This is a genomic window from Streptomyces sp. NBC_00887 (assembly GCF_045207585.1).
The window spans coordinates 3855875-3871982 of sequence record NZ_CP108788.1 but is presented as its reverse complement, the minus strand read 5'-3'; the positions used below and the strand labels follow the sequence as shown (position 1 = coordinate 3871982).

Genomic DNA, 16108 nt, shown 5'->3' with positions numbered 1-16108 from the left:
GTGGCGCCGCCGGTCGTACGGTGGTGAGTGCTGTGCGGTCGGTGATCAACGCGAAGGCGGCAGGCTCGGGTCGCGGACCTGGGGGGTCAGTGAGTCACCGACCTGGTTGATGAGTTCGGACATCATGTAACTGACCTCGCCGATGTCCGCTTCCCTGGTGGTGGTCACCAGCAGCGAGGCGCCGCTGGAGACGGCCATCGAGAACATGTAGCCGCCCTCCATCGCGGTGAGGCTGTGCTCGACAGGATCGGTGTTCGTCAACTGGGCTGCGGCGGAAAGCAGGTTGACGACACCGGAGGCGATGGCGGCCAGCCGCTCGGCGTCGTCACGTTCCACACCGGTGTAAGCCAGTGCGAGCCCGTCCACGGACACGGCTATCGCCTGGGTGACTTCCGGGATGCGTCCGGCGAAGCCGCTCAGGATCCAGCTCAGGTCGTTGGGGGAGGTCATTTCTTGGTCCGTTCGGTGTCGTCGTCGGTGGCGGAGCGCGCACGGTTCGTGCTCCTGTTGATCCCTTGTGCGTACGCCGCCAGGACGTCGGAGACCTGCCGGGAGTCCCGGCGGCGGGGCGACGGCCTCGGCGCGGTGGCGCCTGAACGCTGTTCCGCGCCGTCCCGTTTGCCCAAGGTGGGCCACTGCTGTGGGGTGTTGCGCTGGCGCAGGGGCAGTCCTGAGGAGCTGACTCCGGCGATGCGCGAAACCGGTTCGTCGTGCACGGGGTGCGGGGCCGGCGAGGTGCCGCGCTCCCGCTCACGCGTGCCGGCGTCGGACCCGCCACCGTGGGACCCGTTGTCGCCGGGCGGCACGCCGCCACCCCGGTTCGCGCCCGGCGTCCTGCCGGCCCGGCCCGGAGCGTAGTCACCGCCGGTGGGCGCGCCGCCGCTGCCGACGGGGGCGCCGGTGCGGTCGGGCCACCCGCCCACTCCGGCCGGCTGCCTGCGGGCGGACGGTCCGGGTGGTGTGACCGGACGGGGCGATTCGTAGCGAACATCGTTGTCGCGGCCGTCGTTGCCGCGATCTTCGCCGGACATCCCCGGCTGCGGCGGTACGGCCTCTTCGGGCGCCGCGGCAAGGACCTTCGCGGGCAGGGTGACCTCGGCGATGGTGCCGGGGCCGGACGAGTCGCGCAGTTCGACGACGATGCCGTGGCGCGCGGCGAGCCGTGCCACCACGTGCAGACCCATGGACCGTACGTCTCCGATACCCGCCTGCGGTTCGAGCAGCGCGGCGTTGTGGACGGCGCGGCGCTCGGCCGTGATGCCCACCCCCTCGTCGACGATCTGCACGACGGCGCGGTCCCACAGCCGCCACACGGCGACCCCGACCTGCTTGTCGGGTGGCGAGAACCGGGTCGCGTTGTCGAGGAGTTCAGCCAGGATGTGTGCCACGTCGTGGACGGCGCGGGCGGTGACGCCGATGCCCGATTCGACGACGCCGAGAGACACACGGTCGAAGCGTTCGATCTGCTGGGCCGCGGCCACGATGACGGTGGAACACGCGACGTCGGCCGTGCGCACCCGAGCCTGCCCGTAACCACCGAGCACCAGCAGGTTGTTGGTGTTGCGCTCCATGCGGATCGCGAGGTGGTCGAGAGCGAAGAGGGTCTTCATCCGCACGGGGTCGGCCTCGTCGCGCTGCACCGTGTCCAGCTCGGACACCATGACAGCGGTCAACTGCGCACCCCTTCGGGCGACACCGACCAATGTCTCGGCGAACTGTTCATGGATGTGGGCTTGTTGGGCGGCCAGACGGACGGCTTCGTGGTGGACGGCGTTGAAGGCCTCACCGACCTCGCCGATCTCGTCGTCGCCCGTGGTCCTCACCGGGTTGCCCGTACGCCGCGCCACCTGCTCGGGCGTCGCGCCGCTGAGGGCGCCGGGCTGGGACAGTTCGTTCATCACGGCGGGCAGTCCGGTGTGGGCCACCTCGTGCGCGGCGTTGCGCAGATCGCGCAGCCGTCTGATCATGACGCGACCCAGACGGATGGCGACGACGATGGCACCGACCAGGGTCAGCAGCACAAGGGCGACCTCGGCCCCGGCAAACCACATGAGCGTGGTGCGCGTGTCGGAGACCGTCGCGTAGACGGACTCGTCGATCCGCTTCTCCACCGAACGCAGCAGCTTCTGACGGTCGTCGGAGGCCTTCTGCCACTCCTGCGGAGTGACCGTGATGTCCTTGCCGGCTCCCGTGCGCCCGATCTCGTCCTCGAGTCGTCGGGCCTCCAGCGCCTTCGCACCGGAGAGGGTGCGCTCGAGCCAGGTCCGCCATTGGCCGGGGCCGAGGTCGAACAGGACACCGGTCGACTCGGTGTAGCCCAGCCGGCCGGCGTCGAACGTCCGCTGCGAAGCGGTCGTGAATCCGCCCGCGGCCTGCGCCCGCATCACCGTGACCTGCTGCTGGGCGGTGTACTCGGCAGCCTCGGACAGGGCGGCGGCGGCGCGGATCCGGTCCGCGATGTCGGCGTCGACACCGTCTGCCTGCGCGATGCCGTCGCGGTAGCCGTTGAGGTCGGCGATCACGATCCGATAGCCGAAGGCGAGGGCGGAGATGGTGCCGCTGCCCGAGCGCACCTGGGCGCGCAGGGCGGGCATCTCGTCGATGAAGCGCTCGATGCGGTCCAGGGCGCCCTGTGCACTGCCCGGTACTTCGGACAGGCGCTCGATCTGACCGCGGAATCTGGTGATGCTCTTGTCGGTCGCGTCGGACGTTGCCCGGAACGCTTCCGCATTTCCTTGTTCGGAGACCAGTGCGGTGGCTGCCGCACGCTCCCTCTGTAACTGGTGGGTTAACTCGCCTGCGCCGGTTGCGGCATCGACCATCGCGGTCAGCCGGTTTGCCTGCAGCGCCTGGTTGGTCGCGGGCGCGAGGGCCAGAACCGAGAAGGTGACGGCCACGGTGAGAGGCGCGGTGACGAGGAGGACGAGGCGACGATTGATTTTCACTGCGCGGCTCCATCGCCGGAGCCGGTGCTGAGTATCGGTGACACGCAGATACCTGTTAACGGGTTGGGGGTGTCGGTGGGAACGTCGGCACATCGTCTGCACCGATGTGGATGGGACAGACGGGGCAGTTGGGGCAGGTGGGGCCCCAGTGGCGCGGCATGATCCTATGCCGTAGGACGTGGCTACGGACGGGTACAACGTCGAAAATTGTGCGCAGAAGCAGCACGGGAGCGGCCCGAATCGGCCACAACTGCTCTGAAAACAAAGGCTCTTGAACGCGGCTTGCAGGTTCGGGGAAGTCCCAGGAGACCGAGCCTGACCAGCGGTCCGCCGCATCGCCGGAGGTCCGCCCGGGGGTCCGCGGGCCACTCGCGGAGAACCCCGGCGCGCCGACTTGACTGCCCGTCCGATGTCCGAATGTCGTTGTGGAAGGTTGGGTCCATTCGGCGCCTGGCGACGGCGAGCGGACTGTCCGCCATGCGCGGACGCCGGCGCCGCCCGTGGAGGCGCATGATCCTGCGCACCGAAAGGACCTTTCCGTGAAAGGGCAGTGATGATCTGCCGCGATCCGCAACGGAGTGCGCGTGATGGTTCGCGGCGTCCGGACCGGGGTCGCGATCTGCTCCACGGGGTGAACGGATCCGGTTTCGTGGCGACCTCGCATGGCGCCGCGTGGCGCCACTCGGCGCCATCCGGCGCCACTCCGTATGCGCGGAAGTGCGTGAGCGGCCGTGGCGCCACGATCGCCCGAAGGGGTGCCACCATATTTATGCAGGTCAGAGCACTTCTCTTGGTCGCCGACCCGGAGGTGGTGCTGTATGGCTTGCGTGTGGCGCCGTCATGGTGCCATGATGGCGTCATGGACCTCACGCCTTATGTCGACACCCTCCGCCGCGAACTCGCGGTGGCCGCCGAAGCCGGCGGCGACGAAGCACGCGAGCTGGCAGAGAGGCTCACCGCTCCTCTGGAGTCGGCGACCCGGCTGACCCTGCTCAATGTGCTGTCCGCCGCCATGGACGAGGTCACCCGCGAACTCGCCCCCGGTTCGGTCGACGTGCGGCTGCGCGGGCTCGAACCCGACTTCGTGGTGACACTGCCGCCCACCGACGGCGGTGCCGCCGCGGAGCCGGCCGGGCCCGCCGAGCCACTCAGGGCCCCGGTCCCGGCCGACGGCGACGAGGGCGGCACCGCCCGCATCAACCTGCGCGTGCCGGCCCACCTCAAGGCACGCGCCGAGGAGGCCGCGACCCGTGAGGGCCTGTCGGTCAACGCTTGGCTCGTACGCGCCGTGTCGGCAGCTGTGGACGGCGGCGCCCGGCCGCGTACGACGGAGAAGACCCAGACCATCGGACAGAGCTTCACGGGCTGGGTGCGCTAGCCGCGCCCGGCCCGTACCACCCACACCACACCACGTCCCACCAGCGGGGACGCCCCAGAGACCCAGAGGACGGGACAGCCATGCCTTCTTTCGACACTCCCGAACCGATCTCGGCCACGGCGCACGTGGAGGCCGGTTCCATCCAGTTCACCGCGGGCGACCGCCTCGACACCGTGATCGAGGTGCGGCCCCGCGACCCGAAGAAGGACCAGGACGTAAGGGCGGCCGACCAGACGGAGGTCACCTTCGCAAGCGGCGCACTGACCGTCAGGACGCCCAAGGCCAATCTGCTCGGCCGCACCGGAGCCGTCGACGTGACGGTCGAACTGCCCACGGGCTCGCGCATCGACATGACCGGCTCCTGGGCCCAGGTGCTCGGCGAGGGCAGGCTCGGCGAGGTCCGCGTGAAGACCTCGTCCGGGGACGTCCGCCTCGACACGACCGGCCCGCTGAACCTGACCGCGTCGCACGGCTCGATCACCGTGGACCGGGTCGAGGGTGCGGCCGAGATCACCACCAGCTCCGGCAGCCTGCGCGTCGGCGTCGTCGACGGCCCCGCCGTCCTGAAGAACTCGCACGGAACCACGACCGTCGGTGCCGTGACCGGCGAACTGCGGGTGCGCGGCGCCAACGGTGACATCGAGATCCGGCGCGCCGAGGACTCCGTCACCGCCACCACCGCCCACGGCACCTTGCGCGTGGACGAAATCGCCCGCGGAACAGTCGAGTTGGAGACCTCCTTCGGAGCCATCGGCATCGGTGTGCGCGAGGGCACGGCCGCCTGGCTCGACGTCAAGTCCCACCGCGGGCAGGTGCGCAACAGTCTCACCGCGTCCGAGACGCCGGAGGGGGCCGAGGACACCGTCAAGATCCGCGCCCGCACCCGCTGGGGCAGCATCGACATCCGCCGCGCCAAGGTCTGACCCCGGTACCAGCACCACCGACCTGTCTCAACTCGCCTACGCCCTGAGTCATCTCAGACTTCGAACGGGAGGGCCCCGTGCCTTCATCTGTCATGTCCGCATCAGAGAACGGTGGCGTTGACCCGTCGCCGGCCGCAGTCTCCGCCGTCGGGTTGCGCAAGTCGTACGGTGACAAGCTCGTCCTCGACGGCATCGATCTGCGCATCCCGACCGGGTCCGTGTTCGCGCTGCTGGGGCCGAACGGCGCCGGCAAGACCACCGCGGTGAAGATCCTTTCCACGCTCATCACCGCCGACGGCGGGCAGGCCCAGGTCGGCGGTCACGACGTCGCCGCCGATCCGCAGGCGGTTCGTGCCGCGATCGGTGTCACGGGGCAGTTCTCCGCCGTGGACGGGCTGATCACCGGCGAGGAGAACATGCTCCTCATGGCGGATCTGCACCACCTGTCCAAGCAGGAGGGGCGGCGGGTCGCCGCCGAACTTCTGGAGCGCTTCGACCTCGTCGAGGCGGCGAAGAAGCCCGCCTCCACCTACTCCGGCGGCATGAAGCGCCGCCTCGACATCGCGATGACCCTGGTCGGGAACCCGCGGATCATCTTCCTCGACGAACCGACCACCGGCCTCGACCCGCGCTCCCGCCACAACATGTGGAAGATCATCCGCGAGCTCGTCGCCGACGGCGTCACCGTCTTCCTCACCACCCAGTACCTGGAGGAGGCCGACGAACTCGCCGACCGCATCGCCGTGTTGAACGACGGAAAGATCGCCGCCGAAGGCAGCGCCGACGAGCTGAAGCGGATCGTCCCCGGCGGGCACGTCCGCCTCCGCTTCACCGACCCGGCCGCCTACCGGTCCGCCGCCTCCGCCCTGCGTGAGGTGACCCGTGACGACGAGGCACTGTCCCTGCAGATCCCCAGCGACGGCAGCCAGCGCGAACTGCGCTCCATCCTCGACTGGCTGGACTCGGCCGGCATCGAGGCGGACGAACTGACCGTGCACACCCCCGACCTCGACGACGTCTTCTTCGCCCTGACCGACGGAACCACCATCCCCGACCAGCACAAGGAGACCGTCCGATGAGTGCCCTGTCCCTCGCCGTCCGCGACTCGTCGACGATGCTGCGCCGCAACCTCCTGCACGCGCGCCGCTATCCGTCCCTCACCCTGAACCTGCTGCTCACCCCGATCATGCTGCTGCTGCTCTTCGTCTACATCTTCGGCGACGCGATGAGCTCGGGCATCGGTGGCGGCGGGGCGGACCGCTCCGCGTACATCGCCTATGTCGTCCCCGGCCTGCTGCTGATGACCATCGGCTCCACCGTGGTGGGCACCGCGGTGTCCGTCTCGAACGATATGACCGAGGGCATCATCGCCCGTTTCCGGACGATGGCGATCCACCGTCCTTCGGTGCTCGTCGGGCACGTCGTCGGCAGCGTGCTGCAGTCGGTCATGAGCGTGGTCCTCGTGGGTGCCGTCGGCGTGGCCATCGGTTTCCGATCCACGGACGCGACCGCCCTGGAGTGGCTGGCGGCATTCGGGCTGCTGGTGCTCTTCGCCACGGCGCTCACCTGGATCGCGGTCGGTATGGGCCTGGTCAGCCCGAATGCCGAAGCGGCCAGCAACAATGCGACGCCACTGATCCTGCTGCCGCTCCTGTCCAGCGCCTTCACCCCGGTCGAATCCATGCCCGGCTGGTTCCGGCCGATCGCCGAGTACCAGCCCTTCACCCCCGCCATCGAAACCCTCCGCGGGCTGCTGCTCGGCAGCGGGATCGGCCACAACGGATGGCTTGCCGTGGCCTGGTGCCTGGGCCTCGTGGTGCTCGGCTACTTCTGGTCGACCTCGAAGTTCAACGAGGACCCGAAGTAGCCCCCTGCCCACGCGGGGCGGCTCCCGCAACCGGTGCCGCCCCAGGGCGGCGCACCCCGACACCGTGTCGGCGGGCGCCGCCCCGCCGGCGTACTCCGCCGCACCACGGACAGGTCCGGCTCCGCACATGATCCGAGGGACTGCCCCTAATCGAGGAGCGCCTTGCGCAGGAGTTCGCCGAACCGGGCGGGGTGTGTGGTCAGGCCGATGTGGCCGCCGGGGAAGTGCAGGAGCTCCTGGCCGAGACGCTCTGCCAGGAGAGCGGCCGGACGGTAGGCCGGCTCGCCGCGGGAGTCCTGGCCGCCCGCGAGTACGAGCCGGTCCGACAGGGCCGCCAGCCGGTTCGTGTCCGGGGTGTAGGACATGAAGGCGGGAACGATGCGCCCGACGAAGTACGGCAGGTCTTCCATGGACTGTCCGGCTCTCGCCGCCGCCCGCGGTGGAAGCTCGATGTCGGCCTTCGGCGCGGTGTCGTCGCCGTCCTTCTTCAGCCCTTCGGCGAACACGGCCATCGCCGGCCCGAGTCCGTGGGCGCGGAAGGTCTCCTGAACCCGGGCGATGAACCGGCGATGGCCGTCGGCGTCCGGCAGGACCATGACCACCGGGGGTTCGTGCGCCACGAGGCGTTCGACGCGTTCGGGACGGGTGGTGAGCAGGTGCAGGGCGGCGATCGCGCCCGAACTGGCGCCGAACACGCGCGCGGGCTCACCGGGCGACAGCAGTTCCAGCAGGCGGAACGCGTCGTCAGCGTGTTCGGCGACGCGCTGTTCGGCCTCGGGGTCGTCCAGCGTGCTTCGGGACATGCCGCGCGGGTCGTAGGTGGCGACTGTGTGCGCGGCGGCGAGGTCGTCGGCGATGTTGTCGAAGGAGGCCGCCCCGCCCGTCCCTCCGGGGATCAGGAGCAGGAGTGGGCCGTGGCCGCGCACTTCGTAGTGGAGAGTCGCGCCGTTCACGCGCAGCCTGCCGATGGTGGGACCGGTCATGAGGAGGGCCCTTCTCCGGACGGGGGCCAGCGCTCCAGGAGCGTGTGCAGGGCGTCGAGGGCGCGGAGCCAGGACTGCTGCGGTGAACGCCGGTGGGCGAACCCGCCCGCGGCCTCCAGGGCGACGAACCCGTGGAACGTGCTGCGCAGCAACCGGACCGCGTCGGTCAGGTCCGGTTCGGCCAGTCCGTAGCCGCGCAGCATGCCGTAGGTCAGCTCGACCGCGCGCCGCGGTCCTGGCGCGTTCGCGGCCAGTTCCGGGTCGATCTCGATCGGGATCTGCGTGGCCGTGTAGCGGCCCGGATGCTCGTGGGCGTACTCCCGCCAGGCGTCGGCGAACGCGACCAGAGCATCCTTGCCCGACCGGCCGGTGGTCGCCTCGGCGATACGGATGGTCTTCTCGTCCGCCGCCAGCAGCGCGATGCGTCCGCGCAGATCCTCCAGACCGCGGACGTGCGTGTAGAGACTCGCGTCCTTCACGCCGAGCCGCCGGGCAACCTGCGACATGGTCACCCGGTCGAGCCCCACCTCGTCCGCCAGCTCGGCGCCCGCGACCGTCACCCGCTGAGCCGTCAGCCCTGCCCGCACCATGCACCCACCACCGTTTCCTAGGGGCCCTAGTTTTAACCTAGGAGCCCTAGGGATGGCAAGGAGGGTTCGCGACCGCTCCACGTGAGCGGGCATCGGAGAGGCTGAGGCGGGCCGTCGTGGTTCGCGCGATCCGCAGGTGCAATCTTGTGGTGGGTATGGGCGCCGCATCTGCAAGAGCCTCTGCGCGATTTCCTGGCATATGGGTGGTTCTTCTCGGACCTCACAGTGCTGGTCCAGCGCATGTGTGACGCGTGTTACCACCCATGATCGGTCGAGGTCACATCGACGTAATGGGCGTTTCGTACCGTCGGGGGCACGCTTCGACCAACAGAGAGGCCCTTCGGTGCCCCCACAGGATTCGTCGACAGCCGTCGCCCCGATACGGACGGTCTGCTCGTACTGCGGGGTGGGCTGCGGCCTGGTGCTCGACATCGCCTCCGGCCCGGACGGCCGCCGCAAGGTCATCAAGGCGTCGGGCGACAAGGCACACCCGGCGAACTTCGGCCGGCTGTGCACCAAGGGCGTGACAACGGCCGACATGCTCGCCGCCCCCGGCCGGCTGACCACCGCACTGACGCGTCCCGAGCGCGGCGCCGAGCCCGTACCCACGCCTGTGGACGAGGCCATCACCGGCACGGCACGACGGCTGCGGACGATCATCGACGAGCACGGGGCGGATGCTGTCGCCTTCTACGTGTCCGGGCAGATGAGCCTGGAGGCGCAGTACCTGGCGAACAAACTGGCCAAGGGCTTCGTGCGGACCAACCAGATCGAGTCCAACTCACGGCTGTGCATGGCGAGCGCGGGCAGCGGCTACAAGCTCTCCCTGGGCGCCGACGGGCCGCCCGGTTCGTACCAGGACTTCGAGAAGGCGGACGTCTTCCTCGTCATCGGCTCCAACATGGCCGACTGCCACCCGATCCTGTTCCTGCGCCTGATGGAACGGGTGAAGGCGGGAGCCAAGCTGATCGTCGTGGACCCGCGGCGTACCGCCACCGCCGACAAGGCCGACATCTTCCTCCAGATCGAACCCGGAACCGACCTGGCCCTCCTCAACGGCCTGCTGCGCCTTCTCCACGAGAACGGGCACACGGACACCGTGTTCATCGACGCGCGCACGGAGGGCTGGGAGGCGATGCCCGGGTTCCTCGCGGACTACGCGCCCGACACCGTCTCCGGGATCACGGGCATCCCCGAGGCGGACATCCGCCGGGCGGCGCAGTGGATCGGCGGGGCGGGGGAGTGGATGAGCTGCTGGACCATGGGGCTCAACCAGTCCACGCACGGCACGTGGAACACCAACGCACTGATCAATCTGCATCTGGCCACCGGTGCGATCTGCCGTCCCGGCAGCGGCCCGTTCTCCCTCACCGGCCAGCCCAACGCCATGGGCGGTCGCGAGATGGGCTACATGGGGCCCGGTCTGCCCGGTCAGCGATCGGTGCTCGTGGACGAGGACCGTGCCTTCGTCGAAGAACTCTGGGGCCTGGAACCCGGCACCGTCCGCAAGGACGGGTCCGGCAAGGGAACCATCGACATGTTCCAGCGGATGGCGGACGGTGAGATCAAGGCCTGCTGGATCATCTGCACCAACCCCGTCGCCTCGGTCGCCAATCGCCGGACCGTCATCGAGGCCCTGGAGACGGCCGAACTCGTCATCACCCAGGACGTGTTCGCCGACACCGAGACGAACGCCTACGCCGACGTCGTGCTGCCCGGCGCACTGTGGAGCGAGAGCGAGGGCGTACTGATCAACAGCGAACGCAACCTCACTCTCGCCCGGCCGGCGGTGGACCCTCCCGGTGAGGCGCTCGCGGACTGGCGGATCATCGCGCGCATCGCCTGCGAGATGGGCTACGCCGACGCGTTCACCTACAGCAGCGCCGAGGAGATCTTCGAGGAGATCAAGGGTGCCGCGAATCCGAAGACCGGCTACGACCTGCGGGGCGTGACGTACGAGCGTCTGCGCACCACCTCCGTCCAGTGGCCCGCACCGACGGCCGACGGCCCCGATCGCCATCCGATCCGCTACCTGGCCGAGGACGGGCGCCCGGTGTTCCCGACAGCGAGCGGACGGGCCGTCTTCTTCGCCCGTCCGCACGTACCGGCCGCCGAAATGCCCGACGACGACTATCCGTTCGTCCTCAACACCGGCCGCTTGCAGCACCAGTGGCACACCCTCACCAAGACCGGCAAGGTCGCCAAGCTCAACAAGCTCGATCCGGCACCGTTCGTCGAACTGCACCCCGAGGACGCGGGCCGGCTCGGGATCGAAGAGGGGGACTCGGTCGAGGTCGCCTCCCGGCGCGGCCGGGCCGTACTTCCCGCCGTGGTGACGGACCGGGTGCGGCCGGGCTGCTCCTTCGCGCCGTTCCACTGGAACGACCTGTTCGGCGAGTACCTGAGTGTCAACGCGGTGACCAGCGACGCCGTGGACCCGATCTCCTTCCAGCCCGAGTTCAAGATGTGTGCGGTGACCCTCACGAAGGTCGCCACCGCGGTCAGCATCTTCCCCGCACCCGTCGTGGCCGCCCCCGCCGCGGACCCGGTCGTGGTCGCGCCGACCACGATCCGGTCCGGCGCCGCAGCCGCGTTCGGGCTGGAGGACGCACCGCCGCCCGTACTCGCAGAGCACGAACGCCAGTACCTGGTCGGATTCCTCGCCGGGCTGCCGTCGGGCATGCCCGGAGTCCCGGTGCTCCCGGCCGGTGCGCCGTTCACCGCGGAGCACGCACGCTGGGTGAACGGGGTGCTCGCCGGCATGTACTCGCGTGCCCCGCAGCCCGCGGACGAACCGGTGGCGCAGGCCCTTCCGGGCCGTGACGTGGTCGTGCTGTGGGCCTCGCAGACCGGCAACGCCGAGGAGTTCGCCGCGGCCGCCGCGTCCCGGCTCGCCGAAACCGGACACCGGGCCCAGCTCGTCGGCATGGACGAGGCGGATCCGCGTGCCCTCCCGCCCGCGGCCGACCTCCTGCTGATCACCAGCACCTTCGGGGACGGTGACGCGCCCGACAACGGCTCCGGGTTCTGGGAGGCCCTGACCGCCGCCGACCCCCCGCCCCTGGACGGCAGACGGTACGCGGTGCTGGCCTTCGGTGACTCCTCGTACGACGACTTCTGCGGGCACGGCCGGCGCCTGGACCAGCGCCTCGACGAGCTGGGGGCCGTACGCCTCGCCCCGCGCACCGACTGCGAACCCGACTACGAGCCCTCCGCCCGCACATGGCTGGACCAGGTGCTGGCCGGCCTCACCGCACAGCCGACGACCGCCGTGTCACCAACTGCTGCGGTCGCTGCCGCGCCCGCCCCCGCAGCCACGCCCGTCCGCAGCGCCAAGCCCGCACCTGCCACGGCCCGGCTGGCCGGCAACCGGCTCCTCAGCCTCCCCGGCGCGGGCAAGGAGGTCCGCCGGTTCACCTTCGACACCCGGGACGCCGACTCCCCTCTCGTCCACGAGGCCGGTGACGCCCTCGGCGTACACCCCGTCAACAGCATCGACCTGGTGGCCGAATGGCTGGCCGTCACCGGTCTCGACGCCGCCACCGCCGTCGATGTCGCCGGCCTCGGCGAGGTCCGGCTGGCCGACGCCCTGCACAGGCATCTGGACATCACCCGGCTCACTCCGGCCCTGCTGGGCTTCATCACCGAGCGCACCGGCGACCGGGCCCTGAAGAAGATGCTGCGTCCCGACAACAAGGGCGAACTCGCCCGCTGGTCCTGGGGCCGCCAAGCCGTGGACGTCCTCGCCGAGTACCCCGTCCGCGCCACACCGCAGGAATGGGCCGGCATCCTCAAACGACTGCAGCCCCGCCTGTACTCGATATCGTCCAGTCCGCTCACCGACCCCCACCAGGTGTCCCTGACCGTCTCCGTCGTCCGGTACGAGAACCTGCACGGCCGGCCCCGCAACGGGGTGTGCTCGCCCTTCCTCGCCGACGCCGCCCCCGGCGCCCCGGTGTCGGTCTTCGTCCAGCGCGCCCCGCACTTCCGGCCGCCCGCGGGCCCCGACACCCCGATGGTGATGGTCGGCCCGGGTACCGGCGTGGCTCCGTTCATCGGCTTCCTGGAGGAACGCCGCGCACACCGCCACCGCGGCCCCAACTGGCTCTTCTTCGGCGAGCAGCACCGTGCCACCGACTTCTACTACGAGGAGGAACTGACAGCCTTCCTCGCCGACGGCACCCTCACCCGCCTGGACACCGCCTTCTCGCGCGACCAGCGTGCCAAGGTCTACGTACAGGACCGGATGCGCGAGCACGGTGCCAAGCTGTGGTCCTGGCTCCAGGACGGCGCCCACTTCTACGTCTGCGGGGACGCCGCACGCATGGCCAAGGACGTCGACCAGGCGCTGCGCGACATCGCCGTCACACACGGTGGCCTCGATCACACGGGCGCAGCCCTGTACGTCAAGCAGCTCGCCGCCGACAAGCGGTACGTCCGCGACGTCTACTGATCGGCGGGGGCGGAGCAGGCGCTCGGTGGCTCGGTGGCTCGGTGGTGAGCTTCCGCCCGGTCCGCCTTCGACGGGATCGGCTCAGAGGGCCACGACGGTTGCCTCCGTGGCTTTGACGCTGGTCCAGACGGGCGTCCCCTCGGCGAGACCCAGTTCGGCGACAGCCTGCGGCGTGATCTCCGCGACGAGGTCCGGTGCCTGGTCCGAGGTGATCAGGACGCGCAGCCGGCTGCCGCTGGTGGTGATTTCCCGGACGGTTCCGGGCCAGACGTTACGGGGGCTACCGGTCGGTCTGTCCCGGTGTACGGCGACGGCCTCCGGGGCGATGACCGCGAGGGAGTCCGTGCCGGCCGGGAGCGGCTCCGCGACCACGAGGGTCCCGCCGCCGGTGAGTTGTATGCCTTCGGCGGTGGCGACGCCGGGCCAGGCGTTGCGGCCGAGCATCCGGGCGACCCAGGGGGAGCGGGGGTGGCGGGTCACCTCGGCGGGCGGGGCGTCCTGCAGGGCCCTGCCCTCGTCGAGTACGAGGACCCGGTCGGCGAGCGCGACGGCTTCGACGGGATCGTGAGTGACGATCAGGCACACGCCGCCGAAGCTGTCGAGATGGCGGCGAAGGGTGTGCCGGACTTGGGCGCGGGTGGTCTGGTCGAGGGCGGCGAGCGGTTCGTCGAGCAGGAGCAGCCGGGGGCGGGCGGCCAGGGCCCGGGCGAGCGCGACACGCTGGGCCTGGCCTCCGGAGATCTGAGCCGGCCTGCGGTGTGCGAGATGACCCACGCCGAGACGGTCCAGCCACCGCTGGGCACTGTGGCGGGCTTCGGCGCGCGGCACGCCGTGGGCGCGGAGCCCGTACGCGGTGTTGGCCAGCGCGTTCATGTGGGGAAAGAGGGCTCCGTCCTGCGGGACCCAGGCCACGCCCCTGCGGTGCGGCGGGAGCGCGGTGACATCGGTGTCGCCCAGCCGGAGTTCGGCGTGGGCGCGTGGGGTGAGGCCGAGGAGCGCGCGCAGCAGTGTGGTCTTGCCCGCGCCGTTGGGTCCGACGACGGCGATGGTGGTTCCGGCATCGGCGTCGAGGGTGAGGTTGTTGAATCCGGTGACGGTGGTCCGCAGCGGCCAGCTGTCACCGGTACCGCCGGGCCCGTGCGCGAGCTCCGGAGCGGCATGCGCCTCCTCCTGCGGGGCGGGAGCCGATTCGGCTGCCGGGGTCCGCGGCTGTGCCGTGGCCGTACGAGGGGTGCCGGTCCAGCGTCCGCGCAGGGCGACGAGCACGACCATGGCGATGGCCAGAAGAAGCAGGGAGACCGAGGTGGCGGCCTCCGGGTTGTCCTGGAGCAGCAGATAGACCTGGAGCGGCAGGGTTTGCGTGGTGCCGGGGAGGTTCCCGGCGAAGGTGATGGTCGCGCCGAACTCACCCAGGGCCCTCGCCCAGGTCAGCGCCGCTCCTGCGGCGAGCCCGGGGGCGACCATGGGCAGGGTGACCGTGAAGAACACCCGTACCGGCGAGGCCCCCAGGGAGGCTGCGGTCTCCTCGTAGCGGGGACGCAGTCCGCCGAGGGCCCCTTCGAGGCTGATGATCAGGAACGGCATCGCGACGAAGGTCGCTGCGAGGACGGCGCCGGACGTGTGGAACGGCAGGGTGAGCTCGAACGTGTCCTCCATCCAGGGCCCCAGCAGCCCGCGCCGGCCGAAGGCCAGGAGGAGCGCGACACCGCCGACCGTGGGCGGCAGCACCATCGGCAGGAGGACGAGCGAGCGGACGAACGCCTTCCCGGGGAAGTCGACGCGGGCCAGCAGCCAGGCGAGCGGGACACCGAGGACGACGGAAAGGCCCAGTGCCCAGGCGGACACGATCAAGGACAACGTCAGCGCCTCGGTCGTCCCGGGGCTGGTCAGATGAGCGCCCAGGTCGTGCCAGGAGGTGCGGGCGAGGATCCCGACCAGTGGCAGCAACAGGAAGGCGATGGCCAGCAGCGCGGGGATCGCCAGGGCGATCGGCGCGCGGGGGCCGGTTGCGTGGCGGCGAAGGCGTCTCATCGAAGGTCCCCGATGCTGGAAGTGCCCTGCGGGCGGCCCGGCCCCCCGGACCGGGCCACCCGCAGGGGGCGGTGGCCCGTTACGGCTGCTGGAAGCCGGCGGCGGCGAGGATCTTCTGAGCCTCGGGCGTGGACAGCCACGTCACGAATGCCGTCGCGGCCTCGCCGTTCCTGGAGGTCTTCAGGGTCGCCGCCGGGTAGGAGGCGACGGCGTTCTGGGCGTCCGGGATGTCGATGGCGTCGACCTTGTCGGTAGCCGTGGCTGCGTCCGTCCTATACACGAGACCGGCATCCGCCTCGCCGAGCTCGACCTTGCTGAGGACGGCGCGGACATTGGGCTCCTGGGAGACCGGCTTCACCTCGATCTTCTGCGCGTCCAGGATCTGCTTGCTGTAGCGCCCGACCGGAACCTCGGGGGCCGCGAGCACCACCTTCAGCTCGGGGTCGGCGAGGTCCTTCAGACTCTCGACCTTCTCCGGGTTGCCCTTGCCCGTGGCGATCACCAGACGGTTGTTCGCGATGACGGTCGGCGCTCCGGTGTCCGACTTCAGCCCGTCCATGGTCTTCGTGTCCGCCGTGACCAGGGCATCGGCGGGTGCGCCCTGCTTGACCTGGGCGGCGAGCTCCTGCGAGCCGGCGAAGGAGAACGTCACCTCGGTTCCGGGGTGCCCCTTCTCGTACACGGCACCGGCGGTCTTGAAGACATCGGTGAGCGAGGAGGCGGCCAGAACCGTCAGATCGGCCTTCGGAGCCCCGGAGGCGGTGCCCTTGTCACCCGAGCCCTTGGCGTCGTCGCTGCCACATGCCGCCAGCGGTACGAGGAGGGCCGCTGTGAGGATCGCTGCCGCGGTGCGGCGGCCGGTGAGGGTGCAGGACATGAGGGGCGGGACTCCTTGGGGACGCGATGGGCCTGGGCGGGTGGGTGAGCCGCGTCAGGGA

The 16108-nt window shown here is 70.5% G+C and carries 11 protein-coding genes; 5 read left to right on the top strand and 6 right to left on the bottom strand.

Annotation, left to right across the window (positions count from 1 at the left end; genetic code table 11):
• Positions 1-45: 45 nt before the first annotated feature.
• Together OG844_RS17605 and OG844_RS17600 are read right to left on the bottom strand one after the other, a co-directional pair.
• Positions 46-450 (bottom strand): roadblock/LC7 domain-containing protein, encoded by a 405-nt coding sequence (locus OG844_RS17605; protein ID WP_406391369.1) that lies wholly within the window; start codon positions 448-450, stop codon positions 46-48.
• A complete protein-coding gene (locus OG844_RS17600; protein ID WP_406391367.1) occupies positions 447-2945 on the bottom strand; it encodes a nitrate- and nitrite sensing domain-containing protein in 2499 nt (832 codons plus the stop codon). Before OG844_RS17600 ends, OG844_RS17605 begins: the two co-directional genes overlap by 4 nt.
• Before the next feature lie 859 nt (positions 2946-3804).
• Here OG844_RS17600 and OG844_RS17595 point away from each other — a divergent pair.
• The 4 genes from OG844_RS17595 (at position 3805) to OG844_RS17580 (ending at position 7113) form a co-directional block, all read left to right on the top strand.
• Positions 3805-4323, top strand: coding sequence for a toxin-antitoxin system HicB family antitoxin (locus OG844_RS17595; RefSeq protein WP_406391365.1), 519 nt, complete (start codon positions 3805-3807; stop codon positions 4321-4323).
• 80 nt (positions 4324-4403) lie between these two features.
• Positions 4404-5246: a DUF4097 family beta strand repeat-containing protein gene (locus tag OG844_RS17590; protein WP_406391363.1), complete on the top strand. Its 843-nt coding sequence runs from the start codon at positions 4404-4406 to the stop codon at positions 5244-5246.
• Between the two features lie 92 nt (positions 5247-5338).
• Positions 5339-6325, top strand: a complete 987-nt coding sequence (locus OG844_RS17585; RefSeq protein ID WP_406391361.1) for an ATP-binding cassette domain-containing protein — start codon at positions 5339-5341, stop codon at positions 6323-6325.
• Positions 6322-7113 (top strand): ABC transporter permease, encoded by a 792-nt coding sequence (locus OG844_RS17580; protein ID WP_406391359.1) that lies wholly within the window; start codon positions 6322-6324, stop codon positions 7111-7113. Before OG844_RS17585 ends, OG844_RS17580 begins: the two co-directional genes overlap by 4 nt.
• Positions 7114-7259: 146 nt before the next feature.
• On the opposite strand, the gene OG844_RS17575 is transcribed toward OG844_RS17580, so the two are convergent.
• The gene (locus tag OG844_RS17575; protein ID WP_406391357.1) at positions 7260-8096 is read right to left on the bottom strand and encodes an alpha/beta fold hydrolase; all 837 of its coding nucleotides are present in this window, start codon (positions 8094-8096) and stop codon (positions 7260-7262) included.
• On the bottom strand, positions 8093-8686 hold the full coding sequence (locus OG844_RS17570) for a TetR/AcrR family transcriptional regulator (protein ID WP_406391355.1): 594 nt from the start codon (positions 8684-8686) through the stop codon (positions 8093-8095). Before OG844_RS17570 ends, OG844_RS17575 begins: the two co-directional genes overlap by 4 nt.
• 418 nt (positions 8687-9104) lie before the next feature.
• On the opposite strand from OG844_RS17570, the gene OG844_RS17565 reads away from it, so the two are divergent.
• On the top strand, positions 9105-13139 hold the full coding sequence (locus OG844_RS17565; RefSeq protein WP_406396171.1) for a molybdopterin-dependent oxidoreductase: 4035 nt from the start codon (positions 9105-9107) through the stop codon (positions 13137-13139).
• An 81-nt stretch (positions 13140-13220) separates the two neighbouring features.
• Here the strand turns inward: OG844_RS17565 and OG844_RS17560 are convergent, their stop codons facing one another.
• On the bottom strand, positions 13221-15170 hold the full coding sequence (locus OG844_RS17560) for an ABC transporter permease (protein ID WP_406391353.1): 1950 nt from the start codon (positions 15168-15170) through the stop codon (positions 13221-13223).
• 79 nt (positions 15171-15249) lie between these two features.
• Positions 15250-16047: a molybdate ABC transporter substrate-binding protein gene (modA, locus tag OG844_RS17555; protein ID WP_406391351.1), complete on the bottom strand. Its 798-nt coding sequence runs from the start codon at positions 16045-16047 to the stop codon at positions 15250-15252.
• Between the last annotated feature and the right edge of the window lie 61 nt (positions 16048-16108).

Excerpts from the sequence above, each read along its gene's own strand:
- OG844_RS17580 (WP_406391359.1), top strand. The coding sequence starts at position 6,322 with ATGAGTGCCCTGTCCCTCGCCGTCCGCGACTCGTCGACGATGCTGCGC.
- OG844_RS17570 (WP_406391355.1), bottom strand. The coding sequence starts at position 8,686 with ATGGTGCGGGCAGGGCTGACGGCTCAGCGGGTGACGGTCGCGGGCGCC.
- OG844_RS17560 (WP_406391353.1), bottom strand. The coding sequence starts at position 15,170 with ATGAGACGCCTTCGCCGCCACGCAACCGGCCCCCGCGCGCCGATCGCC.
- OG844_RS17585 (WP_406391361.1), top strand. The coding sequence starts at position 5,339 with ATGTCCGCATCAGAGAACGGTGGCGTTGACCCGTCGCCGGCCGCAGTC.
- OG844_RS17595 (WP_406391365.1), top strand. The coding sequence starts at position 3,805 with ATGGACCTCACGCCTTATGTCGACACCCTCCGCCGCGAACTCGCGGTG.
- modA (WP_406391351.1), bottom strand. The coding sequence starts at position 16,047 with ATGTCCTGCACCCTCACCGGCCGCCGCACCGCGGCAGCGATCCTCACA.
- OG844_RS17605 (WP_406391369.1), bottom strand. The coding sequence starts at position 450 with ATGACCTCCCCCAACGACCTGAGCTGGATCCTGAGCGGCTTCGCCGGA.
- OG844_RS17590 (WP_406391363.1), top strand. The coding sequence starts at position 4,404 with ATGCCTTCTTTCGACACTCCCGAACCGATCTCGGCCACGGCGCACGTG.
- OG844_RS17575 (WP_406391357.1), bottom strand. The coding sequence starts at position 8,096 with ATGACCGGTCCCACCATCGGCAGGCTGCGCGTGAACGGCGCGACTCTC.